This is a genomic window from Corynebacterium sp. ACRPH (genome assembly GCF_022347285.1).
Lineage (GTDB): Bacteria > Actinomycetota > Actinomycetes > Mycobacteriales > Mycobacteriaceae > Corynebacterium.
Map to the genome: position 1 here is coordinate 1 of NZ_JAKRND010000012.1, position 24811 is coordinate 24811.

Sequence of the window (24811 nt, forward strand, 5' to 3'; positions counted from 1 at the left end):
GAATAGTTGGTGGCGTTGGGTGGAGGGGGCTGTGGGGTGGAATCGGCGCCAGACGAGGAGTGAGGGGAAGTCTAGGCAGTGGTCGGCGTGCATGTGGCTGAAGGCGACGTGGCAGGCGGAGGGGTCGATGTCTTCGGCGCGTTGCATGGCGCTGAGTACGCCGGGGCCGCAGTCGAGGAGGAGGTGGTCGGGGTTGGCCGTGATTGTGTCGCGGACGATGTATCCCGATGCGGCGCTATCGGGTCCTTCGACGCTTCCGGAGCATCCCAGCACTACCAGTTCCATAAGTTGTCATTCTGCCACGAAGCGGTGGCAAATGTGCGAAAGGGCGACCACCGTTGTGTTGGTGGTCGCCCTTTCTTTCGCGGGACTTGCCAGACTGGCCGTTCCGCTAGGCGCTAGCGCTGAACGCTAGTGGCGGTTAGGCCTCGCCTTCTTCGCGGCGGCGGCGCAGCAGCGGGATGGCGCCGATGATCAGCGCCAGGCCGACTGCGAACACGCCTAGCACGTTCGCGCCGGTGGAGGCCAGGGTGCTCATCCGCGGGCTATCAACCTGCTTCTGAGAGCTGGAGCTGCCGCTGCTTGCGGAGCTGCCGGTGGACGTGCCGCCCTTGGAGTCCGGCTGGCTCGGGGTGCTGGACTTGCCAGGGGTGCCCGGCTTGTCCGCGTTACCCGGCTTGCCCGGGGTGCCCGGCTTGCCCGGGGTGCCCGGCTTGCTCGGCTGCTTGGGATCCGGCTTCGGGGTGGAACCGTGAGATCCGCTGCCCACGATGGCCCCGCCGATTCCCAGAGAACCGATGATGCCAGGCAGGTTCGGCTTCGGAGTAACCGAACCGGAGGAGCCGCCAGGCGTGTTCGGGTCCTTCGGATCCTCAGGCTTCGGGTCCTCAGGGTCCTTCGGGTCCTCAGGGTTATTCGGGTTCTCCGGATCCTTCGGGTCCTCAGGGTTATTCGGGTTCTCCGGATCCTTCGGGTCCTCAGGGTTATTCGGGTTCTCCGGATCCTTCGGGTCCTCAGGGTTGTTCGGGTTTTCCGGATCCTTCGGGTCCTCAGGGTTATTCGGGTTCTCCGGATCCTTCGGGGGCTCACAGTCGCACTTGGTACCAACCTCGATGATGTGCTTGACCGGATCGCTGATGGTCTCCGTAGTCGGGTCGCTCTTGGTGATCTGACCGTTTTCGGAGGTCACCGTAACGGTGTGTTTTACCTCTCCTGGCTTGCCTTCCTGGAGAACCCGGTGCTCGCCGGCCTTCAAGTCCGAGTTCGGGCGAACCTCGATCTCGAACGGAGTGTTCTCGGTCCACTCAACCGTCGTGGAGTCCGTCGCGATCTTCGTACCGATCTTGATGATCTTCTTAACCGGCTCGGTCACGCGCTCGCGCTCGGTCTTGGTGTCCGTGACCTGCGAGTTCACGATGGTTTGGGTCGTGGTGACCTTGTCCTTGCCCGGCTTGCCCTCCTGGACCACCTCGGACGTACCGGCTTCCATAGTGTCGTCGTAGATGACCTCGGTCTCGAACGGCACTGCGACCTCGGACTCAGTGGTGTGAGTGTTCTCGGTCTTGGTGCCGACGCGGATAACCGCGTTTGTCGGTTCCTTAGTGCGCTCAGTGGTCACGGTCGGCTCGCCGGAAGGCTTGCCGTCCACGATCTTCTGGGTGGAGGTGACAACCTCAGTACCCAGCTCGCCCTGCTTAACGACGACCTGCTCACCGGCCTTGAGAGTGTCATCGAAGATGATCGTGGTCTCAAACGGAACCGGCTTTTCAGTCTTGGTTACGACCGAAGACTCCTGAGGATCCTTAGTCGGACCGTACTCGATGATCTGCTCGACCGGTTCGGTGCGAGCCTTGACCTCCGCAACCTGCGCCTCACCGTTGGTGCCGGTGAACGTCGCGGCGTAGGAAGCCTCACCGTTCTTGCCTTCCTGGACAACGTTGATCTCGCCAGGCTTCAGATTCGGGTTCGGACGAAGAGTGGTGCCGAACGGGATCGGCTCAGTCCACTCCACCTTGTCGGTAGCCGTGGCCTGCTTGGTGCCAACGGTGATGACCTCGTCGACAGGCTGCTTCGTGATCTTCTCAGAGATCGTCGGGTCACCCGGCTGCGAGTTAGTGATGTTGCGGGTAATCGTCACCGTCTTTTCACCCGGAACACCCGGAGTGGTCACCTTGGACTCACCAGCAGGCATGTTCGGGTCATACTTCACAACGACCTTGTACGGAGCCTCAGTGGTGAAGGTCTCGGTGTTCGTACCGGTGGTCTTCGTACCGACGCGGATGATCTGCTTGATCGGCTCTTCGGTGCGCTTCGTTTCCACAACCGGGTCGCCAGACGGCTTACCATCCACGAGCTTCTGGGTGGAAGTGACGGTGTCCTCACCGAGTCGACCGACCTGCTTCACTTCCTGCTTGCCCTCTTCGAGAGAGTCGTCGAAGACGATCTCGGTATCGAAAGGAACTGGCTTCTTCACAGTGGTGACAAGCTCATCTTCCCCGAGCGCAGGGCCATACTCGATGATCTCGTTAACCGGGTCCTTGGTCTGCTTCTCCTCAGGGGTGACCGTTGCCTGGTCGCCCTTGGCAGTGAAGTCAGCGGTGTAGGTTTTCTCGCCAGGCACGCCCTTCTGGACGACCTTGATCTCACCCGGCTTCAGCTCCCGGTTCGGACGAGTCTCAACCTCGAACGGAACCTGGGCAGTCCAGGTGACCTTCTCGGATGCCTCAGACGGCTTGGTGCCGACCTTGATGACCTGGTCAACAGGCTGCTTGGTGATTTCCTCACTGATCTGCGGGTCACCCGGCTTGGAGTTGGTGATGTCGCGCTTGATCGTCACCGTCTTCTCGCCAGGAACACCCTCGGTCACAACCTCGGACGTGCCAGCAGACATGTTCGGGTCGAACTCGACCTTCACACCAAACGGAACCTCAGACTTAACGGTCTCAACGTTCTCACCGGTGGTCTTAGTACCGATGCGGATCTTCGCGTTCTTCGGTGCCTTGGTCTGCTCGATGTTGATGGTCGGCTCACCGTCCGGCTTGCCGTCCTTGATCTTCTGGGTGGAGGTGATGGTCTGTTCACCCGGAACGCCCTCTTCGTCGACAACTTGCTCGCCGGACTCGAGGGTGTCGTCGTAGACGTACTCGATCTCGAACGGTACCTCTTGGGTCTTCTTGCTGGTCAGTTCCTGATCAGGGATACCTGGGCCGACCTCGATGATGCGGGGCTGAGGCTTCTTGGTTACCTTCGACTCGCTTACCGAGGCCTGGTCGCCCTTGGAGGTGAACTTAGCCTTGTAGGTCCGCTCGCCGTTCTCGCCTTCCTGGATGACCTTCATCTCGCCCGGCTTCAGGTCAGGGTTCTCGCGAACCTCGGTCGGGTACGGGATCGGGAACGTCCAAGAAACGTCCTTCGCGCTCTCGGCAGGCTTGGTGCCGACGACGACGACCTCGTTGACCGGCTCCTTGGTGCGTTCCCAGGTGCCGTCCTTCTTCATCTTCTCGGCGCCCGGCTCACCCTTGGTCTCAACCTTGTACTCGCCGGCAGGGATGGAGTCGTCGTACTTGTACTCGACCTGGAACGGAACCTCACGCTTCGGGACGTCGATGACGTTCACGGTCGCGGTCGTGTTGTCCTTCGAGCCGTCCTCGTAGGTCACGATGACCGGAACGTCGATTTTGTCGCCCGGTTTCGCGGTCTCCGGTCCGGTCGAGATGACGTTGCCCTTGTCATCCAGGCCGACAATCCAGTCGCCGTTAGCGGTCTTCACCTTGTAGGTCGGGTTGCCGAACTCGTTGTTCTCACCCGTGGCCTCAAGACCCTTGCCCTTCGGATCGATGGTGAACGGCTTGTCCGGATCAAGGTTGATTTCGGCAGGCTTTTCGACGCCAATCGGTGACGTCGCCGTACCACCCGGGTAGACCGTCTGGGACGGTACAACCGGCTCAGACTCCCAGCTGTTGGTCAGCTTGACCACGGTGGTGACCGGTGTCTGGGTGGTCAAACCACCCGGAGCGTTAACGGTCACCGTGATGGTGTTCTTGTCGCCCGGCTTGGCATCAGCCGGCGGGGTGGAGGAAACTTCACCGGTCTTCGGGTTGATGGTGTACTTCCAACCGTTGACTTCCTGAGTAAGAACCGGCTTGCCGTCCTTTCGACCAAAGGAGAACGTGGAGCCATCAGGCGCGTCTTCAACCTGGTGCTTCACTTCCTGGCCAGGAGCGGTGGTCTGGACGTTGTAGTTCGCCTTAATGTCACCCTTTATGACGACGACAGTGCCAACAACAGTCTGAGGCTTCTGTTTGCCTTCAGCGCTGTAGTGAGCTTGGACCGGAACGTTCAGGATGTCGCCTTCCTGCGCACCCTTCGGAATCGTGGTCGTAATCTCACCAGTTTTCTCGTCGACGTAGACGGTCCATGTCTTGCCATCCTTGCTGGTGAGGGTGGTCTGGTTCGTGCCGTCCTCAAAGGTGTAGCGCGTCGGGGCTTCATCGGTCGTGTTGCCGCTCAAACCGCGTTCCGGGATTTCGGGCGTGAGGCTGACGCTCGCGTTCGGCTGACCAGTGACCGTGTCGTAGGTTGGGATCTTGATGTCGACGATCGCCTGGAACTGGGTCTCGATCTCATCCGTGGTCTGGTCCGGGTAGGTTGCCTTCACCTTCGGGGTGATGATCGTGCCCGGTGCGACGGTGTCGTCCGCCTTCGCGGTGACCTTGCCGGTGGCATCGACCGTGACAGTCCAACCTGCCGGCACGGTCGCCGGATCAATCTCGTACTTGGCTGGGTGAACTGCCTTGTGGCCCTTCATGATTGGCTTCAATCCAATCTGAGCAGTGATTTCCTCGTTCACCTTGCCCTTGGACAGACCCGGACGCACCAGGTCAGTGACCTGGGTATTGTTCGGGTCAACAACCACGAACAGCTCAAGCTCATCGGTAGAGCCGTTGGAGTACTCGACGGTGATCTTCGGGCGCGCAAAGCTACCCGGCTTCGGGTTTTCCGGAGCGGTCACGGTGACGTTGTAGTTCTCGTCCATCTCGACGGTCCAGCCGTCGTAGACGTACTTCTCGTCCAGCTCAACCTTGGCCTCGAAGCCGCCGTCACCCTTCTTCTTGGCCAGCTCCTTGATCAGGTCAGGGGTCTGGGTGAAGGTGACCTTCTGCGGCTCGGTAGCAAGCGGGCCGGTAGCGCTATCGACACCGGAGATGATCTTGGCGTCGGTCTTGTCGTACTTCGGGGAGTGGTACTCGGTGTCGTCCAGGGAGAACGCCTTGGAGTCGATGACGTTCGCCTTGTTGTAGCGCGTCAGCGAGTTGGAGCTGTCGAAGGCTCCGTCGTGCCCGATAAATTCATTGTTGCTCTTAGCAGCAGCCTGGAGCTGGTCCACGCTGCGAGGCTTTGCCAGAACGGAGAAGTTCACGTTCTTGTCAGTTGCCAGGTCAGTACCGCGGTACTCAGGCCAGGTGAAGTAGACGTCGCCTGTCGCTTCATCGATACGCAGGTTCTTGGTGCCACCGGAGGCCGCTGGGTCTGTGGTGCCGATGAACTGGCCGTTGCCATCGTAGGCCTCCACAACCATGCGGGACATAGAGTCGTCAGTGCCACCGTTCTGCACAGCAGGAACGTTGATCTTACCGACCTTAGTTTCAGCACCTGCAACGATGACGTGCTTCTCGAAGTTCTCCCACGACACCGTGATCGGGTTACATTCGATGTTCTCGCTCGGCCACGGGTTCACGACGGCCGTAAAGGCTGCGGATTCTCCCCGGGTGGCCCTAGTCTTTGGGTCGGGATTCTCCTGCTTATAGTTGCCCTGCCAGGCATAACGTACCGGGTTCGCGGCAGTGGCCTCAGCGAACTGCTTGACTTTCGCATCGGTCAGTTCCGCGTTGAGGTTCAGGTTTCGCTGAGTCCTAGAAGCAGTAATACCGAGGATTTCGTCGGCCTTGTGCGTGACTACCTTGTTAACAAAGGTCTTACCCGCGTCCGTAGCGGGAATTTGAGCCTTATCGAGGTACGCACCCATGTTGCCTGAATTGGTAAAGCCCCAGTCAGCGAACGTGCGGTCCTTCGAGTTGTCAAAGGCGACGCTCAGGCCCCAGGCTTTCTTGTCGGGGCTCTCCGCAACCGGCTCAGAGGTATACCAGCTGAAACCAGCCTGGCTGCCACTCTGAGTGCTTTCCGAGACAGTACACGAACCGGCCGGCAGGTCGGAGGCCTTCTGAGCATCCTTCTCCACCGCGCCGGACTTGTCGCGGATGCCGCCCGTGAACGTGGCTGCGGTGGCCTCGGGCGCGAAGTCGCTGGGGGCAAAGATGCTGAGTGAGCCCAGCGCGAGGGTGATGGCAGACAGTGCGGCCGCACTCTTACGCACATTCTGCCGTGAAACCTTGTTCTGAGAGGAATTCATTCCTCGGTCCTTCCTGAAAAAGCTTGAGCGCGCCTGCCGTCTGTCAGATTCCCTTTTCTAAGACCCGCAACAGGCCGGGCGCCTACTAAAAGCTGAAAACTCACTAAAATTCGGTTCGATAAGCGAAAAACATCCTAAGAGTACCCCTGTAGCATAGCTGAATAAGCGACTCAGGAACAACCGGGACAATAGTTCTATAATTAGCAAAACCCCTGGGCACCTCACATAAGAGAACCCTAAGCGCTAGCGGACCATCTCCGGGATCTGTGATACCGAACTAATCGCCGGCCCCAGGAACCTCCCAGCCAGCTTCGCGAACCTCTGCGGATCCCCCGTCGACTCGAAGGAAAGGTCCACCGCCCGCCCCGGATCCTCATCCGCCAGCAACCCCTGTTCCGATAGCGTCCTATAAACAGTCTTCGCCGTCTCTTCGGCGCTATTAATCAGCGTGACGTCATCCCCCATCACCAGCTGCACCACCCCGGCCAACAGCGGATAATGCGTGCACCCCAGCACCACTGTATCCACCCCCTCGGCTTTCAACGGCGCCAGATAGTTCTCCGCCAGCCCCATCAGTTGTCGCCCGCTGGTCATGCCGCGCTCCACAAAGGGCACAAACTGCGGACAGGCCTGCGCATACGCCTCGACCCCCGGGATCGCCGCGAAAAGATCCTGGTAGGACCTACTACTCACCGTCGCTTGGGTGCCGATCACACCGATCTTGCCGTTGCGGGTCGCCGCCGCCGCGCGCCGCACCGCAGGCAGGATCACCTCAACCACCGGAATCGAATACCTCTCCCGCGCGTCGCGAATAAACGCCGACGAGGCAGAATTGCACGCCACCACAATCATCTTGCAGCCGCGCTCCGCCAAGGTGTCCGCAATCCCAATCGATAGCTCGCGCACCCGCGCCAGAGGCTTGTCCCCGTATGGAGAGTTAGCCGTGTCCCCGATGTACACCAGGTTCTCGTGCGGTAGCTGGTCCACAATGGCGCGCGCCACCGTCAGCCCGCCCACACCCGAATCGAACACTCCGATCGGTGCGTTATTCGCCTGCGCCGCCTGTACGTTAGTCTCAGCAGCCTCTGCAGCCTCAGCCACGGCTCTCACCCTTCATTATGTCCCTTTCACCACGTCACGCCAGCTCGGCACACCGAAGGCCGATTCCACCGCCAAGACGGCATGCACAATCGCCCGCTCCACTGTGTTAGCCGCGACCGCCGAAAGCAGGCTCATGCCAATGTCATCCACGCCCCTCTCAACTCCAGTAGCCCCCGAGCCGTGCTCACCTGTCGCCAGCGCAAACAGCGTGTCCCCATCCATCGGCATGTGCGCCGGCCGAATCGCCCGTGCGATCCCGTCGTGCCCCGCCAGCGCCAGCCTCTTGGCCTGCGCCTTCGTCAGCGGCGCATCGGTCGCCACCACACCAATCGTCGTGTTGAGCTTCGGCGCCAACATGTCCGCCGTGATCTTCGTACCGAGCAGGTTCTTGCTCTTTAATCTATTGACGCCCTCAGCTTCCACCGGCTCACCATCAACCAGGCCGTCGGCCAGCCCATAGCGGGCAAACTCCCCGTTCAGCTCTGCGGCGAGTCCCCACGGCAGGCCGGTCGCCGGGTCGAAGACCGTGCCCTGCGGATTAACGACAATGCCCACGGCAACAGTCACCCCCGCCAGCGGAGTGCCTTCGGGGAATACGGCGCTGGCCTGCCCAAAGCCGCCTTTCAGCGCGCCAGCGGAGGCTCCCAGCCCCGCGCCGACGTTGCCGTTCAGTGCCCTCTGCTCTGAAGCACCCTGTACTAAGGCTCCCGGCTCAACCGCACTACCATCACCGTCACCAACCACAGCATCCAGCGCCGCCGCCGTCGCTGCCGCTCCCGTGGCCGCATCCGGCCGCGAATCCCAGCGCCCCAGCAGCAGATCAAAAATCACGGCTCCCGGCACGATCGGCACCAACTTATCTGGGTGCTCCGGGCCCAGCACGGGGAAGCCGATCCCCCTACTCTCCAGTTCGGCCATTGCCCCCGTGAGGGCGTCAAGACCAAAAGCAGAACCACCACACAGCCCAATAGCGTGCACGGCCTGCACCGTGTTGTGCGGCGCCAGCAGATCCGTCTCGCGAGTCCCCGGCCCGCCACCACGCACGTCCACGCTGGCAGTGGCGGACTTCGGGGCGACGATCATGGTTACGCCCGAATCCCCCGCGCCGCCGTCGCACACCGCGTGGCCCACGCCAATGCCCGCCACGTCTGCCAGGGAATTCGCGGGTCCGGGCTGGCAGCCGAACAACTCTATGCTCATTATTCACCCATCATCGCCGACAAAAGACTGTCCTGGTGGTAGCCCAGCCAGTCCAGGTAGTTCTGCGCCGCCGTCGCTTGATCGGAGTTCTCATCCCCCTCGAGAAGCTCCTTCTTGAACTCCTCGTACTGCGCGGAGTGGTACAGGCGAATGTCGTTGATGGCGCTCAGCCACGGGTGGACCTCGTCCTGCGTCAGCGATACATTCACCGAACCATTTGGCCCCAGGTAGTCCACCACAAAGCGCAGGTTGGTCAGCTTCGTCTTAATGATGTCCGTCTCGTTCAGCTGGCGGGTCAGCGCCGCATCGCCATCGACTTCCTCGTCCCCCTCGCGGAAAAAACTAGGCAGCAACCGAGCCAGCCCCGGATCTTTCGGCGCATCGGCATGCCCGCTGGCCATGCCCGTCATCTCCGCTAACTCATCCTTCGGGGCGGTCCGCGCGCGCTCCATCAGCTTGTCGGAGACAGCCACCGCCGAATCCCCCAACATCTCGCGCTCGAGCGGCTCCAGCTGCGTATTAAAGCGAGTCCCGCGCAGCAAGCTGTTCTTTTTCGTCCACGGCTGCATGTTCGTTCCTTCTTTCTTTATTGACGCCTACCCGTCCGCCCGCTGCATCGTCGCCCATAACCCGGCGGTCTGCAGCTTCTTTACATCCCCTTCAACCTTGTCGCGCTCACCCGAGCTCACCACGGCTTTCCCCTCGGTGTGCACCTGCATCATCAGCTCCGTGGCGCGCTTGCGCGAGTAACCCAGGACGGTCTGGAAGACATACGTCACGTAGCTCATCAGGTTCACCGGATCATCCCAACAGATGCACATCCACGGCAGGTTGGGCTCCGTCAGTGTTTCTGGCAGTTTGTCCGCTACAGGGGTGGCGGAGGGAGCGGCTGGGGAAGTCATGCTTTCCAGAATACCCACATCGGCCATCTTCGCTGCCGGGTCCGTGGTGGGGCGTGGACTAGCATGGAGCGGGTGAACGAATACAGCACCCCCAGCAGTACCCACAGCACCCGATCCTCCGCGCTCCTCACAGACAAGTACGAGCTCACCATGCTCGAGGCCGCGATCCTCGACGGCACTGTCGACCGCGTCTGCACCTTCGAGGTGTTCACCCGCCGCCTGCCCAACGAGCGCCGCTACGGCGTGATCGCCGGCACCGCCCGCGTACTGCAGGCCGTCCGCGATTTCGTGTTCACCGACCAGCAGCTGGACCGCATCGACTTCCTGCGGGAAGAAACCCTGGAATACCTGCGCAACTTCCGCTTCTCCGGGCAGATCGACGGCTACCGCGAAGGTGAACTGTACTTCCCCCACTCCCCCGTCCTGACGGTCCGGGGCACCTTCGGCGAGTGCGTGATCCTAGAGACGGTGATCCTCTCCATCCTGAACATGGACTCCGCCGTGGCCAGCGCCGCCGCCCGCATGGTCACCGCCGCAGGTGACCGTCCCATCGTCGACATGGGCGCACGCCGCACCCACGAATACGCCGCCGTCACCTCCGCCCGCGCCGCCTACCTGGCCGGGTTCGTCGCCACCTCCAACATGGAGGCCGCGCAACGCTACGGCATCCCGGCCTCCGGCACCGCAGCCCACGCCTGGACCCTGCTGCACACTCGTCCGGATGGCACCCCCGACGAGCTCGCAGCCTTCAAGGCGCAGATCGCCGCCCTGGGAACGGACACCACCCTGCTGGTGGATACCTACGACATCACTCAGGGCGTGGAAAACGCCGTCGCCGCCGGTGGCACGGAACTGGGAGCCGTGCGCATCGACTCCGGCGATTTGGGCGTGCTGACCCGCCGTGTGCGCGACCAGCTGGATTCCCTGGGCGCAACAAACACCAAGATCGTGGTCTCTTCCGATATGGACGAGTTCTCCATCGCCGCCCTGCGCAGCGAACCGGTGGATTCCTTCGGCGTGGGCACCTCCGTTGTCACCGGCTCCGGGGCGCCCACCGCGGGGCTGGTCTACAAGCTCGTGGAGGTAGATGGTGTGCCCGTCGCCAAGCGCTCCCGTGGCAAGGCCAGCCTCGGCGGGGCGAAGGATGCCGCCCGCTTTAGCCGCCCCTCCGGCACGGCCGTCGAGGAAGTCACCTTCCCCTTGGGTGCGGAACTGCCCCAGGCCGAAGGGCTGAAAAGCACCCAGCTGACCATCCCCATGGTGCGCGACGGCGAGCTCGTGGACGGCCTGCCCACCCTCGAGGAATCTCGCGAGCACTGCGCCAAGCAGCTAGTTTGCCTGCCCTGGGAAGGCCTGGCTCTCACCCGCGACGAGCCCGCCCTGCAGGTTCGCCACATCCGCAATATCAAGGCCTAGAAGTTTCGCAAAGGTCCACCCAGTTTCGTATGAGCTCCAACGTCCTCGACCTCCTCAGCCTCGCCGTCACCGACCTCGGCGGTGCCCCGCGCCCGGGCCAGCAGAAGATGGCCAAGGCCGTGGCCGAGGCCATCGAAAAGGAACACCACCTGGCCGTCCAGGCCGGCACCGGAACGGGTAAGTCCCTGGCCTACCTGATCCCCAGCATCGCCGCGGCGATGGATTCCGACTACCCCGTCATCGTCTCCACCGCGACGATCGCCCTGCAGCGCCAGCTGGTGGAGCGCGATCTGCCGCGCCTGGCCAAAGCCCTCGAGCCGGAGCTGCCCCGCCCGCTTGAGTTCGCCATCCAAAAAGGCCGCGGTAACTACGTCTGCCTGAACAAGGTGAGTAACGCACAGACTGAAAGTGGCGTGGACGAGGCCGAGGAGTCCCTCCTGGATCCCTCCCAGCTCTCCGCCACTGGCGCCCAGGTAGCCCGCCTGCACGAATGGGCCGGCGAAACCGAGGACGGCGACCGCGATAATCTCCCCCAGGGCGTCAGCGATCGCGCGTGGCGCCAGGTCAGCGTGTCCTCCCGCGAGTGCCTCGGTGCTACCCGCTGCCCCTTCGGCGAGCAGTGCTTCGCCGAGCGCGCCCGTGCCCACGCCGCAGACGCCGACGTTGTCGTCACCAACCATGCCCTGCTCGCCATCGATGCTCTTGTGGACGCCCCAGTCTTGCCGGAGCACGACACAGTGATCGTAGACGAGGCCCACGAGCTGGAGGATCGCATCACCTCCGTCGCCACCGCCGAACTATCCCCCACCGCCATCGCGGTGCTGGCCAAACGCGCCGCGAAGCTGGCCGTCTCCGGCGCCGACGCCGCCGGGGACGAGCTGGCCGAAGCAGGCGACAGGTGGACGGAGGCGTTGAAGGCGGAGGCGGCGGCGTCCAGAAACAACGACCGTTTCGGCACCGGCATCGAGGGGCGCTGGACCGGCGTGCCCGAGGCGCTACAGGTGCCGCTCGCAGCTCTAAGGGACGCGGCGTGGAAGACGAACCGGCAGGTCAGTGGCATCCCCGCCTCCGAGTTTGCGAATGATTCGAAGAAGGCCGCCGAGCGCCTGGCGGTGATCGTGGCGACCGAGGAGCTTAACGATACGTGTGTGCGCATCCTCAACGCCTCGCGCGTGGGCGAGGGCACCAGTGCGGATGCCGAGGATCTGCTCGGCGAGGACGTCATCTGGTACACCGCAGACTCCGGTCCGCGCGCACCGAAGCACGTCGTACGGGTCGCCCCCTTGAGCGTTGCCGACCTGCTGCGCCAGCGCCTTTTCGGCCGAAACACGGTGATCCTGACCTCGGCGACGCTGGCGCTGGGCGGCAAGTTCACCTCCATGCTCAGCCGCTGGGGGCTGCCGAAGGACACCCCCACGCTGGATGCCGGCACGCCCTTCGACGCGCGCACCCACGGCATTCTCTACGTCGCCCGGCACCTGCCCCCGCCCGGGCGGGATCGCGCCAGCGACGCCTCCGTGGACGAAACCGCCCGGCTGATCAACGCCGCCGGCGGGCGCACCCTGGGGCTTTTCAGCTCCCGGCGCGCGGCCGAGGACATGGCAGAGCAGCTACGCACGGTTGTGCCCTACGAGATCCTGCTGCAGGGCGAAGACTCCATGTCCACGCTGGTGGAAAAGTTCCGCAAGAACCAGTCCGCCTGCCTATTCGGCACGCTCGGGCTGTGGCAAGGCGTGGACGTGCCCGGCAAGTCGCTATCGCTGGTGATCATCGACCGCATCCCCTTCCCGCGCCCGGACGATCCGTTGCAGCAAGCCCGGCAGGAGGCCGCCGACCAGCGCGGCGGCAGCGGGTTCATGGAGGTGGCGGCGAACCATGCGGCGCTGCTGATGGCTCAGGGCGCGGGCCGCCTGCTGCGTTCCGTGGACGACCGGGGCGTGGTGGCGGTGCTGGATCAGCGGCTGGCCACGAAGCGCTACGGCAGCTACATCCGCCGCTCGATGCCGGACTTCTGGTACACGGAAAATGGCGACACAGTGCGGGGTGCACTGCGTCGCCTGGTTGAAGCTTAGGGCCGGGGGCTAGGCCCGGAGCTGAGGCCCGGGGGCTGGGGTCTTAAGCCAGGTCCGCGCCGTCGTTGCCAGCGGCTGCGCTGTCGCCAGCGCCGCCCAGCAGGTCGTCGAAGGTCGGGGCGATGTCCTCGGTGTAGGTTTCCTCGGCGGACTCGTACACGCCGTCGCCGTCGTGGTCGTACACCTTGGTGTCGCCGATGCCGTCGAAGTCGGTATCCAGCAGGGCCTCGTCGGTGAAGCCATCGCCGTCGGTGTCCACGTGGCGCTCGTCCACCTGGCCATCACCGTCGGTGTCCACGAACACGGTGTCCGTCTGATCGTTGCCGGTGGTGTCGATCTCAAGTGCGTCGATCTGGCCGTCGTTGTTGGTGTCATAAGCGACACCGTCTGCCAGGCCGTCGCCGTCCAAGTCCACGTACTCGCCGCCGTTCGGGGCTGCGCTATCCGCACCGGCGGACTGCAGGTCAGTGTCTGCGCCGCCCTGCGGGGCTGCGTCTTCTGCCGGGGCCTCTGCCTTGTCCTCTGTGCGAGACTCGGGCTTGTCCTCCGCCGGAGCCTCAGCCGCCGGGGCTGCAGCAGCCGGAGCGTCACCCTGCGGGGCTGCAGTCTGGGTCTGGGAGCCCCAGATGCCCTCGCCTACCGCCTGCTGTGCCGCGGACGGCGGAACCTCGCCGCTGGTGCCGTCCACGATGCCGTTGCCGTCGTGGTCGAACTCGGAGTAGTCAGAGATTCCATCGCCATCAGTGTCGTAAGCAACGCTGTCCACCTTGCCGTCGCCATCGAAGTCGTAAGCGGTCACGTCGTAGTTGCCGTCGCCGTTGGAGTCGATCTTCACGTTGTCGGTCACACCGTCGCCGTCGTAGTCGGTGGCCTTGGTGTCCAGCTTGCCGTCGTTGGTGGTGTCTACCGACATGTTGTCGATCACGCCGTCGCCGTCGATGTCCTCGTAGACCGTGTCGACAATGCCGTCCTGGTCGTAGTCCATCTCCGCGCGGTCGGTCACGCCGTCGCCGTCCTTGTCGTAGACCGTGCCGTCCGGACGTCCGTCGCCGGTGATGTCCACCTGGTAAGCGTCTGTCTTGCCGTCGCCGTTGGTGTCCTGCGCGCCGACAATGTTGCCCTGGACCATGTTGCCGTCTACGTCCAGTACCTCCCAGCGGCCCAGGGAGTGATCTGGGGCGCCTGCGTTGTCGTTGGTGGTGAGGCCGTTGTTGCTGTTGTTGCTGTTGTTCAGGTTCTCGTTGGACATTGTGTGCTCCTTTTCAGTGTTCTTCCTAGTATCCTTCAGGCTCTTCCTGGCTGCCTGTCAGTTATTGAATGCCCCTCCCCTACAAGTTGTTCCTTGGGGGTATTTATTATGGACGCCCCCTCGCCTCAGAACCCACAAAATCCCTAGTAGAAGACATTTCCGCCACTTGAACCCTGAAAGCAGTTCCGGGGGTGAAAGCATGCATAGTGCTTAAGCTAAACTCCCGGAAAGTCCATTTATCGGCATACTAGAATGGCGTTCTCGCACTACCGTGCGCTCGCCGCGCACTAACCAGGCACTACACAGAAAGGCGATACACACCGTGACCCCCACCCCAAACGCTCCGGGCCGATCCCCCCAGGCCAGCGTCGAGCGCGGGGCCACCATCGCCAGGAAATACAAGATGCACGATGCCGCGGATCGTGTGCAGAACCTCGTGAATGCGAAGTACCGCACCTCCGCCGTGGTCATCATCGGCGAGGTCAAGCGCGGCAAGTCCTCCCTCGTCAACGCTTTAGTCGGTCGGCGCGATCTGCTGCCGGTGGACGTCATCACCGCCACCAGCGCCCCCATCCGCATCCACACGGAGCCCGACCAGGATCCGGACCAGCCAGTGCTGGCGCGCCTGGTGCGGGGCACGGAGTACGACCCGATCGAGCCCGAGGATCTAAAGAACTGGGTTACCCAGGAGGCCGTGGATGCCATCAACCGCGCGCCGAAAGATAGTAAGGAAGTAGCCTCCCTACCCAGCGCCGCCGAGCTGCTGGTTCCCTACTCGGGCATGGGCAAGGTGACCATCATCGACACTCCTGGCGTAGGCGGCCTGGACGAGCACGCGGTGGCGGCCTCCCTAGCGGAGGCCAGGAATGCCGGCGTGCTGCTCATGGTCTGCGACGCCTCCACTCCGATCACCGCCCCGGAGATGGACATTCTCCGCCGCGCCCGCGAGCAGGTCGGCAGCGTGATCGTGGCCGTCACCAAGACAGATAAAAATGTGCGCCGCTGGCGCTCCATCGTTGCCGACGACCAGCGCCTCATCGCAGAGCACCTAGGCCTGGACATCCCGGTCATTGGAGTGTCCTCGTTGCGGGCTTTGGACGCGGCGGAATCGGCGTCACCAGAAAAAAGAGCACAGATCGAGCAACGATGCGGCATCGCCGAGCTGCGCCAGCAGATCATCGACCACGTGAACTCGCCGGGCAACCTCGGCACGGTGACCGCGCTCGAGATCACCAAGTCGACGATGCACACCATCACCACGGACATCGAGCGCGACATCAAGCTCTACGACAAAACCAGCGATGCAGTCGGCGAACTCGAAGCGGAAAAGCGCAAGCTCGAGGCGTTCCGCGATGCCACCAGCGAGTGGGAACAGCTGTTCATGCGCGACATCCAGCTGAGCCGCAACAAGGTCTCCGCGGCAATGGACGAGGCGCTGACGGACGTAAAGACGCGCTGGACCAACCGTGTGAACGCCGAAGGCATGCGCGTGCTGCGCAGCAAGCCGCAGGTATTCACCAGCCAGATCGAGATTGAACTGCGGCAGATCATGGAGCAGATGGTGATGGCGATGGTCAGCGAAGTGACCGCCCGTGCCGCCCAGCTCTTCCAGGGGCGCCAGGACATGGTGGACCAGGTGCAGCAACAGATCTTCGCAGCACTGGCCCCGCCGAGTTCCCTCAGCCACGACGTGGAGAAGAAAACCACCGGCCTGGTGGATCCGTCGATGCTGACGATGGGCATCGTCGGCGCGGGCGCCCTGACAGTGGTGATCCCCTTCGCCCCCGTGGCCGCAGCGGCCTGGATCGGGGTGAATATGGGCTACCGGGCTATGCGCAACGGCAAGCAACACCTACTTATCTGGCTCCGCGAGACCATTGCGACGACCCGCACCTCTATCAACCGCATGATCGACATTGCGATCACCACCGGTAGGACGGAGATCCTGCTGCGCCACCGCTCCGCGATCCGCCAGGAGCAGCGCAACCTGCAGTCCAAGATCGAATCCGCACAGAAAATCGCCCGCGAATCCGAGGCCCAGCGCAAACAGACCGTCAGCAGGCTGAAGAAGAACCTGGAGATCGTGAATCAGACCATCGAAGAGCTAGATGGGCACCTGGCGGCGCTAAAGCGCACCCGGCGCGGGGCGGCGAGCATGGCGGAACACGCGAAGGCGGGGATGTAAATGGAGCAGGGAAATCAGATCCAATCGGCCTCGGCGCATTTGAGCCAGCGCGTCTCTGACCTAACTCTGCTGCTCACGCAGGCCGTCGACGCTTTGGCTGGCGGTTCGCCGGACCTGGCGCGGCACGCCGAACAGCTGCGCCTGATGGTCACCCGCCCGCCGCGCGTGGCTGTGGTCGGCCGCCTGAAATCCGGAAAGTCCACGCTGGTCAACGCGCTGACGGAGAACCTCATTGCCGCCACCGGCGCCCTGGAGTGCACCATGGCGGTGAGCATGTACCACAACGGTGCGCCCGCCCGCGCCGAGATCCACACCACCGACGGGCAGGTCATCCGCGTGCCGCTGAACAACGGCCCGCTGAACAACCTGACCGTACCGGTGAACCAGGTGGACTTCGTGGACCAGTTCCTGCCCAACCGGCGCCTGCAGGAGCTCACTCTGATCGACACCCCCGGCACCGCCACCCTGACCGTCGAGAACGAGGAGCGCACCCGCCGCGTACTCGTCGACGGACAAAAGGACACGCGCCGCGCCAGCGGTTGGGCCGACTGCCTTGTCTTCCTGTCGGACTCTGCCCCGCGCGAGGACGAGAAGCGGTTCCTCTCCCAATTGGGAATGACGCCCCTAAATACCGTCGGCATCCTTTCCAGAGCGGACTCTTTCGGCTCCGGCGCGTTCGGCCCCATCGATCCGCTGCAGCATGCTCGCCAGCACGCCGATAGCATCCAGAAGCGACTGATGAGCACGTTGCAGCGCACCATTCCACTCTCCGGCTTGATGGCCGAATCCGCCCTGACGGGCAAGGTCACCGGCGAGGTGGCCCGCAACTTGAGCGCGCTGGCGCAACTGGACCGCGAAGGCCTGCTGGACCTGCTGGAAGCGGAGGACCCGCGGGAGGTCGTGCCGGAGTGCAGCGCCAGCATCCGCGACGACCTGCTGGACGTGATGGGCGAGTACGGCGTTTTCGCCGGGCGCCGTATCGCCGCCGAGGGCGGGGCGCCGGCGCTGGTCAAGTGGATGGTGGAGACCTCCGGGGTCTCGGAGCTGGTGCACCTGCTGACTGGCGACATCACCTACTTCGCCGTGCTGCAGCGCGCCGCCCGAATGCTGGACGTGCTGGACGACCTGGCCTCCAACCACCCGGACCTGCAGCACGTGCGCTGGGTGCAGTCGGTGACGCTGGCGCAGCCGGGCATGCACTTTGTGATGCTGTACCGCAGCTACCGCAATACTTACGTCTCCACCCCGGATTCGCGCCTGCTGCCGCTGCTGCGCTCCGCCGTGACGGCCGGGCACCCGGCAGAGACCGTGAACCTGCCGCGCGAAACTCCGGTGGAACAGGTCCGCCAGGCGCTGGAGGAAAAGATCGCCGAGATGCAGCAAATGTCGATGTCCCCGCTGTCCGCGGCGGAGGATGAGGCTCGCGAGCGCCTGTTGGGCTCTTTCCAATCAGCTCTACAAGCAACGCACTAAAGGCCAACCGAGGCGCTAAAGTGTAAGCTACTTATGCCTTAAACGCTTTTAAACCCTTAAGTTTTGTCAGGAGCTGTACTTTAAATGACTAACGCATGGCATCTGGCGGTCGACTTCGGTACTTCGAATACGGCTGCCGCTCACCAGAGCCCCATGGGTAGGGAGATCTCCGCCCTTGCGTTGACACACCGCTCCAACATCATGCCCTCGGCCGTGTTCCTGGATAATCCGCACGGCGCACACGCAGCTGCCGATGAAGAGCCCACGTTGCTCAACGGCGATTCCGCCTTGGCACGCGGCCGCCGCGATCCCTCCCGGCTGCTGCTGAGCCCGAAGCGCTACATCGACCACGACGAAGTGCAGCTGGCTGGCCGCAACCTGCCGCTGACGAAGGTCGTCGGCTCCGTGATCGCCACCGTGCTGCGCTCCGGCAAGGCACAGCACGCCAACCAGGATCCCGAGACCGTGACGCTGACTCACCCCGAGGCGTGGTCGGCGCACTCCGTGGAGCAGCTGAAGCGCAGTGCCGTCGCCGCAGGCGTGCCGGAGCAGAACCTACGTGTACTGTCCGAGCCACGTGCTGCTGCTATCCACTACGCTTCCCAACAATCCGTCCAGTCCGGGGGCCACGTGGCGGTGTTCGACTTCGGTGGCGGCACCCTGGATATCGCAGTGCTGCGTGCAAAGGGAGACGGCAACTTTGAGGTCGTGGCCGCCAAGGGCGATAATAGCCTGGGTGGGCGCACCATCGATAACTTGCTGTACCGCTGGGTTTTGGATCAGCTGGAGCACGACGATCCCGACCTGGCCGATTACGTTCGCTCTGCGCCCATCACCACGGTGCACGCGCTGGAATCCAGCATTCGGGAGGCCAAAGAAATCCTGTCGGATACGTCTTCGGCCACTATCAGCGTCTCCACTCCCCACGGAGAAACCGACCTTCTGATCACCCGCGATGAGTTCAATAACGTTATTGAGCAGTCGATCATGCGCGGAGTTGAGCTGACCCGCGCGGCGCTGACGCAGGCGGGCGTCGATTCCACAAAGACCCCGATCTACATGACCGGCGGATCGTCGCGCATTCCGTTCGTGCAGGACCGACTGGGTGAGGTCGGCACCGTCATGACGCTCGACGACCCGAAGACTGTGGTGAGCCGCGGTGCGCTGGCCGCAACTCTGCGCGGATTCACTGGTGGTGTGAATGGCGCACAGGGGGCAAGCTTTCGCCCTAGTAATACAGGTTCCAGCAGCGCTGGCGCCACTGGACTGGCTGGCGCCGTCGGCGCTGGTCTGGGCGCCGGGGCAGCCTCCGCTGCAAGCCGTTCCGGCCAGTCTGGTCAGTCCGGCCCGGCGACCCCACCCGGTATGCCGCGTGCGGGTCAAGGGCAGAGTCAGAGCCCAAGCCAGGGCCAGAACCAGGGATCGCAGTCCTACAACACTTCCCCGCAGACCGCTGCCTTCGTGCCCAGCTCGACCAACGCATACGGCGCCAGCAACTTCGCCAGCGCTCACGCAACGAGCTCCTCGAAGCCGAAGAAGTCCAACACCCCCGTGATCATCACGGCATGCGTAGCCATCCTGGCAGTCGTGATAGCCATCGGCTTCGTCGCACTGAACGGCGGCGATGACAACGGTGGCGGCAACGGCGGTGGCGGCGGCGACGGCGAGGGCGGCAACCCGCCGTTCACCGAAGCTAGCCCCTACAGCCCGTCGCGGGAACCGTACGAGTCGGATATGTACAAGCCCCTGGCCTCCCTGATCCCGGAAGTCAAGGACTACACTCCAACGAACTTCTACAACCGCATCGATAGCTGTAGCACCAGGCTGGACAAGGCAAGCTTCGCAGGCGCGGCCTACGACGGCATGGATATCGACATGTACTCCTGCCTGCCCAGCCGCGACTCCCTCGAGGACCACAAGGATGAGTTCCTCTACAACAACTTCCGTTACACGCTGTCCGGAGACGACGCGCAGAAGGTCTATGACCACGGAAAGAACTCCGATGTAAAGGGCCAGACCCTCCAGGAGGCCGGCAACGGATGGCCGGAGATTACCTTCTACCCCAGCGCCAAATTCTCCAGCCCGAATGTCACGGTGTGGTACCCCGACGAAAAGCTGGTCGTGCTGTCCAACGGCAAGGCTGAGGACACCAAGGAAGACGCAATCGAGATGCTAAAGTTCTACAACCTGATGCCGCAGGACTAACCATCACTTCAGTGTTTTAAGGCACAAGTTAGAGCCCCACGCACCGAGCGGAGATCGAGCTGCTCGATGTTGTGGGGCTCTTTGCTGTGGGGCGGGTCCCGCCGTTTATGCACTTGTGACGCCAGCTTCCACCAGTGCTGCCTTCAGCTTCGCACGCGCGCGATTAATGCGAGACTTGACCGTTTGAATGGGAATCCCCTGGTGGGCGGCTATGTCTTGGTAACTCATGCCCGTGTATTCGCGCAGGACGATGACTTCGCGGAAGTCATCCGGCAGCTGTGCCAGCGCCTGGCGCACGACCATTGCCGAGGTAACCTGCGAGCCGACCTCCGGGGTCTGTGCGATCTCGTCCACGCCCGCGTCTTCCTCCGGCACATCCCGGCGGGAGCGCACGATCTGCAGCGCCGCGTTAGATGCAATGCGGTAGGCCCAGGTGGAAAACCTGGCACGCCCGTCGAACTTTTCAATGTTCTTCCACGCGGAGGTCAATGCGTTCTGCAGCGCATCCTCCGCGTCAGCGCGGTTGCCGGTAATAGACAGGCAAACAGAGAACATTCTGCCCCAGGCCTGGCGTGCTAGACGCGCGAAAGCCTGCTGGTCGCCCGTATGAGCTTTGGCCAGCAGGTCGCGTTCCTCTTCGCGGGAGAGTTCTTTCCGTGGGGTGTTAGATCCGTGTGACATCTCTGGCTCCCCCCTACATTCCACTGAGGTCGGTCAGATCGTCCGGGTGATCATCGCCGTAGCCGTAGCCATAATCTTCCTCGCCGTAGCCGTTGATATCTGCGGCTGGGTCTGTGGCTGGATCGGCCGCCGGATCAGCGAGATCATTCAGATCGTCCAGATCCTCGTGCTCTGCCGCGCCGGTATCCGCAGTTTCACCCGAAGTATCACTGGGGAGGTCCTCCGCCGAGGTGGCGTCATCACCCAAAGAACCAGAATCGTCAAGATCCGCAAGGTCAACCTCGTGCGAAGCCTCATCGGCCGAAGGGTCTTCCGCACTTTCCTCCGGGAAGGAATCCAGGTCAGGGATCAGATCCCCCTCGGGCATTTCAGTGTTCGGATCAACGGCGACGTCCAACATTGAGTTGAACAAGTCGTCCAGATCCTGCGCTTCGTTGCCGAACAGTTCCTCCAGCGGGGGGAGAATTGGTGCATCTGCCTCGGTATCAGCGGATGGGCCAGCCATGTGTCCTCCGTTTTCGATCGAATCACTCTTCGTGCTCATCGTTCACCTCCTTCCACCAGCATCCGCAAAACAACAAAGAACGCGCTGAAGCAGATGAACCACTAAAACCTGCTTCAGGACAGTTGTGTAATGCGCGAGAGGCGGCGAAGGTTCCCGCGAGTCATAAAAGAACTACTTTAAGAGATTATGCCCGATTGGGCACGCAGTTCAATAGGACGGGCACGAAGTTCAATACCGATTCGCACCGCCGGTAAGTTAGCGGGGCGAAACATAAAAAGTGATGTCGGCTAGAGCACATGCCGACTACAGTGGAGGCGAAGAGTAACCGCGAACGGATAGGAGCCCCGACGCAATGCCCATTAAGAGCGACCGCCCGGACATCGAACTCAGCCCGCTAGGCCTCTACGACTACGTCTTCGGCGACCTCACCACGGAGGAAGAAGACCGCGTCGCCGTCATCGACATCGCCGATGGCTCCGAAACGACCTTCGCGCAGCTGCAGAACTACATCGAGTCCACCGCCGGCTGGCTGGTCAGCAAGGGCATCAAAAAGGGCGATGTGGTGGCGCTGCACCTGCCCAACTCACTGAACTTCATCGTCGCCGCCTACGGCCTGTGGCGCATCGGCGCTGTCGTATCGCCGCTGTCGCTGCTTTCCACGCCGGAGACCGTGACCGCGCAGGTTAAGGACTCTGGCGCGAAGATGCTGCTTACTGTTGCCGCGCTTGGTGACGCCTCGTCTCAGGGGGCGAAGGATGCCGGCATCGCAGAAGAAAACATCATCCACCTGGATACCTCCAAGGGCATGCAACAGATCATGGCGGAGCGCCGCACGGCCCCCGATATGGAGATCAACCCGGACGAGGATCTGGCGGTACTCCCCTACTCCTCCGGCACCACCGGCCTGCCGAAGGGCGTGCGTCTGATGCACCGCCAGCTGGTGGCCAACGTGCAGCAGGGCCAGGACATCGAGCTGCTGCGCCGGGAGGACACGGTGTACGCGGTCCTGCCGTTCTTCCACATCTATGGCCTGACCGCGCTAGTGAACCTGGCGCTGGCGCAGCGCGCCAAGCTGGTTGTGGTGCCGCGCTTCGAGCTGCAGAGCTTCCTGGAGCACCACCAGAAGTTCGAGGTGAACTTCACGCTGATCGCCCCGCCGATCGCCGTGCAGCTGGCAAAGCACCCGATGGTGGATAACTACGACTTGTCGCGCATGCGCGGGGTGTTCAGCGGTGCGGCCACGCTGGACGAGGACCTGGCCCTGGCGCTGGAGAAGCGCCTGGGCATCCACGTGCAGCAGGGCTATGGCATGACAGAAACCTCGCCGCTGGCGCACGCCAACGTCTCCAAGGACATCAACCGTGGATCCATCGGCAAGCCCTGCGCCAACACTGTGAGCAAGCTGGTGGATCCGGAAACTCTGGAGGAGATTCCGCTGCCCAGCGAGGGCGTATCCGAGGTGGGCGAGCTGTGGGTCCGCGGGCCGCAGATTATGGCCGGCTATCTGAACAAGCCGGAGCAGACCGCCGAGGCTCTGCCGGGCGACGGTTGGTTGCGCACAGGCGACCTGGCGAACAGCGATCCGGAGGGCAACGTCCACATCGTGGATCGCCTGAAGGAGCTGATCAAGTACAAGGGCTACCAGGTTCCGCCCGCAGAGCTGGAATCCGTACTGCTGAGCCACCCGGAGATCGCAGACGCCGCCGTGATCGGCGTGCACCGTGCCTCTGATGGCGAGGAGCTGCCGAAGGCCTTTGTCGTGGCCCAGCGAGGCTCTTCCCTCAACGAGCAGCAAGTGATGGACTTCGTGGCCGAGCGCGTGGCGCCCTACAAGAAGATCCGCATTGTGGAATTCGTGCAGGGCATTCCGAAGTCCTCCACGGGTAAGATTCTGCGCCGTGAGCTGCGCGAGCGCGAGCGCTCGGTTTAAGGCGCGGTTGCGGGGCTTAAGGCGCGACTGCGGGGGCGCCAGTTAGTTCTCGACGATCGGCACTCGGCGGTACGTGCCGTCGCGGAGGTCGGCGTCCTCAATCTCGTGGCGAGAAATGCCAAGAATGAACAGCACCTGATCCAGGAACGGGTAGTTCACAGAGGCATCGGCGATCTCCTTGAGGGCGGGCTTCGCGTTGAAGGCGATACCCAGGCCAGCCGTGGAGAGCATATCGATGTCGTTAGCGCCATCGCCGACCGCGACGGTCTGGTTCAGCTGGATGCCGTTGGACCAGGCGAACTCCTTGAGGCTTTCCGCCTTCGCCTGGCGGTCGATGACCGGGCCGATCACGCGGCCGGTGAGCTTGCCGTCGACGATCTCCAGGGTGTTCGCGCGGGCGAAGTCAAGGTCCAGATCGCGGGCGAGCGGCTCAATGACCTGGATGAATCCACCGGAAACCACGCCAGCCTTGTAGCCCAGGCGCTTTAGAGTGCGGATGGTGGTGCGGGCGCCAGGGGTCAGCTGGATGTCGTGGGCTACCTTCTCCACTACTGCGGCATCCAGACCGGCGAGGGCCTTCACGCGCTCGTGCAGGGATTCGGCGAAGTCGAGCTCGCCGCGCATGGCGCGCTCGGTGACTGCGGCGACCTCTTCCTCGCGGCCGGCGTAGGCCGCCAGCATTTCAATGACCTCGTGCTGGATGAGGGTGGAGTCTACGTCGAAGCAGATCAGGCGCTTCGCCCGGCGGGCCAGGCCCGCACGCTCGATGGCGATGTCTACGCCAACCTCCGAGGTCAGGGTTGCCAGGGCCTTACGCAGCGGCACGCCGCCGCCGGGAGCCGGGTTGGCGACGGTCAAGTTAAGCTCCAGGCCGGTGACAGGGTAGTCCGCGATGCCGGTGATCGTGTCGATGTTCGCACCGTAGTCCGCCAGGGTCTGACCGATGCGGGAAATGTGCGTGGCCGTCAGCGGGCGGCCCAGCACGACCATCACGTGCGTGGAGTGCGGACGGGTGCTGGAGAGGTTATCGTCCGCCTCGACACTCACGCGCATGCCGTAGGAGGCCAGGGTTTCTTTAAGACCCTCGCCGAGCGGTTCTAGGTCTTCCTGGCCGACGCCCACTAGCGCCGCCAGCGACAGCTTCCCGCGGAAGACGGACTGCTCAATGTCGAGAAGTTGCACTCCGTAGGAGGACAGCACGCGGAAGAACGCCGCGGATACGCCGGGGCGGTCGGGTCCGGTAACGGTAATCACGCTGGGCGCGAGGCCTTCCTGCAGCGTGTCCTCGAGAGCAGTCTCGAAGTGCGGATCGTAGGCCGGGCCAGCTGCGGGCTGGGCAGCGGCTGGCTGCTGGTCGGCCGAAATGTTGGGGTTATTGGCGTTATCAGAGGTAGTCACGGGCTATATTGTCCCACTTCCCCGCAAGAAGTGATAACTGAAACTGCGTAGCCCCCACTTCAGTTCCCCCGGGAATGCGAAAATC

The 24811-nt window shown here is 63.0% G+C and carries 15 protein-coding genes and 1 pseudogene; 6 read left to right on the forward strand and 10 right to left on the reverse strand.

Annotated features, from left to right (window positions below; translation table 11 throughout):
- From MHX66_RS07390 to clpS, 6 genes and pseudogenes are all read right to left on the reverse strand, one after another.
- Positions 1–285: pseudogene (locus MHX66_RS07390) on the reverse strand (MBL fold metallo-hydrolase); the annotation flags it as partial.
- Between the two features lie 136 nt (positions 286–421).
- On the reverse strand, positions 422–6409 hold the full coding sequence (locus MHX66_RS07395; RefSeq protein ID WP_239201865.1) for a G5 domain-containing protein: 5988 nt from the start codon (positions 6407–6409) through the stop codon (positions 422–424).
- A 243-nt stretch (positions 6410–6652) separates the two neighbouring features.
- Positions 6653–7510 carry a glutamate racemase gene (murI, locus tag MHX66_RS07400; RefSeq protein ID WP_239201867.1) on the reverse strand — a complete coding sequence of 286 codons (858 nt, stop codon included), beginning with the start codon at positions 7508–7510 and terminating at the stop codon, positions 6653–6655.
- 15 nt (positions 7511–7525) lie between these two features.
- The gene (locus MHX66_RS07405) at positions 7526–8710 is read right to left on the reverse strand and encodes a P1 family peptidase (protein ID WP_239201869.1); all 1185 of its coding nucleotides are present in this window, start codon (positions 8708–8710) and stop codon (positions 7526–7528) included.
- The gene (locus MHX66_RS07410; protein ID WP_005294124.1) at positions 8710–9279 is read right to left on the reverse strand and encodes a DUF2017 domain-containing protein; all 570 of its coding nucleotides are present in this window, start codon (positions 9277–9279) and stop codon (positions 8710–8712) included. The genes MHX66_RS07405 and MHX66_RS07410 overlap by 1 nt, the downstream gene beginning before the upstream one ends.
- 27 nt (positions 9280–9306) lie before the next feature.
- Positions 9307–9612, reverse strand: a complete 306-nt coding sequence (gene clpS / locus MHX66_RS07415; protein ID WP_034975882.1) for an ATP-dependent Clp protease adapter ClpS — start codon at positions 9610–9612, stop codon at positions 9307–9309.
- A 63-nt stretch (positions 9613–9675) separates the two neighbouring features.
- Here clpS and MHX66_RS07420 point away from each other — a divergent pair, with 63 nt between their 5' ends.
- Positions 9676–11028, forward strand: a complete 1353-nt coding sequence (locus tag MHX66_RS07420; RefSeq protein ID WP_239201871.1) for a nicotinate phosphoribosyltransferase — start codon at positions 9676–9678, stop codon at positions 11026–11028.
- Positions 11029–11057: 29 nt separating this feature from the next.
- Positions 11058–13100: an ATP-dependent DNA helicase gene (locus MHX66_RS07425; RefSeq protein ID WP_239201873.1), complete on the forward strand. Its 2043-nt coding sequence runs from the start codon at positions 11058–11060 to the stop codon at positions 13098–13100.
- Positions 13101–13143: 43 nt separating this feature from the next.
- Here the strand turns inward: MHX66_RS07425 and MHX66_RS07430 are convergent, their stop codons facing one another.
- Entirely contained in the window at positions 13144–14349 is a 1206-nt protein-coding gene (locus MHX66_RS07430; RefSeq protein WP_239201875.1) for a hypothetical protein, read from the reverse strand.
- A 322-nt stretch (positions 14350–14671) separates the two neighbouring features.
- Here MHX66_RS07430 and MHX66_RS07435 point away from each other — a divergent pair, with 322 nt between their 5' ends.
- From MHX66_RS07435 to MHX66_RS07445, 3 genes are all read left to right on the forward strand, one after another.
- Positions 14672–16534, forward strand: a complete 1863-nt coding sequence (locus MHX66_RS07435) for a dynamin family protein (protein WP_239201876.1) — start codon at positions 14672–14674, stop codon at positions 16532–16534.
- The gene (locus MHX66_RS07440; RefSeq protein ID WP_239201877.1) at positions 16535–18007 is read left to right on the forward strand and encodes a GTPase; all 1473 of its coding nucleotides are present in this window, start codon (positions 16535–16537) and stop codon (positions 18005–18007) included.
- Positions 18008–18091: 84 nt separating this feature from the next.
- A complete protein-coding gene (locus tag MHX66_RS07445; protein ID WP_239201881.1) occupies positions 18092–20212 on the forward strand; it encodes an Hsp70 family protein in 2121 nt (706 codons plus the stop codon).
- A 105-nt stretch (positions 20213–20317) separates the two neighbouring features.
- On the opposite strand, the gene MHX66_RS07450 is transcribed toward MHX66_RS07445, so the two are convergent.
- The gene (locus MHX66_RS07450; RefSeq protein ID WP_239201883.1) at positions 20318–20893 is read right to left on the reverse strand and encodes an RNA polymerase sigma factor; all 576 of its coding nucleotides are present in this window, start codon (positions 20891–20893) and stop codon (positions 20318–20320) included.
- 13 nt (positions 20894–20906) lie between these two features.
- On the reverse strand, positions 20907–21437 hold the full coding sequence (locus MHX66_RS07455; protein WP_239201885.1) for a hypothetical protein: 531 nt from the start codon (positions 21435–21437) through the stop codon (positions 20907–20909).
- 313 nt (positions 21438–21750) lie between these two features.
- On the opposite strand from MHX66_RS07455, the gene MHX66_RS07460 reads away from it, so the two are divergent.
- Positions 21751–23328, forward strand: coding sequence for an AMP-binding protein (locus MHX66_RS07460; RefSeq protein ID WP_239201887.1), 1578 nt, complete (start codon positions 21751–21753; stop codon positions 23326–23328).
- A gap of 42 nt (positions 23329–23370) precedes the next feature.
- Here MHX66_RS07460 and serB read toward each other — a convergent pair whose 3' ends face one another.
- Positions 23371–24726 (reverse strand): phosphoserine phosphatase SerB, encoded by a 1356-nt coding sequence (gene serB, locus MHX66_RS07465; RefSeq protein ID WP_239201889.1) that lies wholly within the window; start codon positions 24724–24726, stop codon positions 23371–23373.
- Positions 24727–24811: the final 85 nt, after the last annotated feature.

Coding starts and splice junctions, on each gene's coding strand:
- MHX66_RS07455 (WP_239201885.1), bottom strand. CDS start 21,437: ATGAGCACGAAGAGTGATTCGATCGAAAACGGAGGACACATGGCTGGC.
- MHX66_RS07410 (WP_005294124.1), bottom strand. CDS start 9,279: ATGCAGCCGTGGACGAAAAAGAACAGCTTGCTGCGCGGGACTCGCTTT.
- MHX66_RS07445 (WP_239201881.1), top strand. CDS start 18,092: ATGACTAACGCATGGCATCTGGCGGTCGACTTCGGTACTTCGAATACG.
- MHX66_RS07405 (WP_239201869.1), bottom strand. CDS start 8,710: ATGAGCATAGAGTTGTTCGGCTGCCAGCCCGGACCCGCGAATTCCCTG.
- MHX66_RS07450 (WP_239201883.1), bottom strand. CDS start 20,893: ATGTCACACGGATCTAACACCCCACGGAAAGAACTCTCCCGCGAAGAG.
- clpS (WP_034975882.1), bottom strand. CDS start 9,612: ATGACTTCCCCAGCCGCTCCCTCCGCCACCCCTGTAGCGGACAAACTG.
- MHX66_RS07395 (WP_239201865.1), bottom strand. CDS start 6,409: ATGAATTCCTCTCAGAACAAGGTTTCACGGCAGAATGTGCGTAAGAGT.
- MHX66_RS07420 (WP_239201871.1), top strand. CDS start 9,676: ATGGAGCGGGTGAACGAATACAGCACCCCCAGCAGTACCCACAGCACC.
- MHX66_RS07430 (WP_239201875.1), bottom strand. CDS start 14,349: ATGTCCAACGAGAACCTGAACAACAGCAACAACAGCAACAACGGCCTC.
- MHX66_RS07440 (WP_239201877.1), top strand. CDS start 16,535: ATGGAGCAGGGAAATCAGATCCAATCGGCCTCGGCGCATTTGAGCCAG.
- MHX66_RS07460 (WP_239201887.1), top strand. CDS start 21,751: ATGCCCATTAAGAGCGACCGCCCGGACATCGAACTCAGCCCGCTAGGC.
- MHX66_RS07425 (WP_239201873.1), top strand. CDS start 11,058: ATGAGCTCCAACGTCCTCGACCTCCTCAGCCTCGCCGTCACCGACCTC.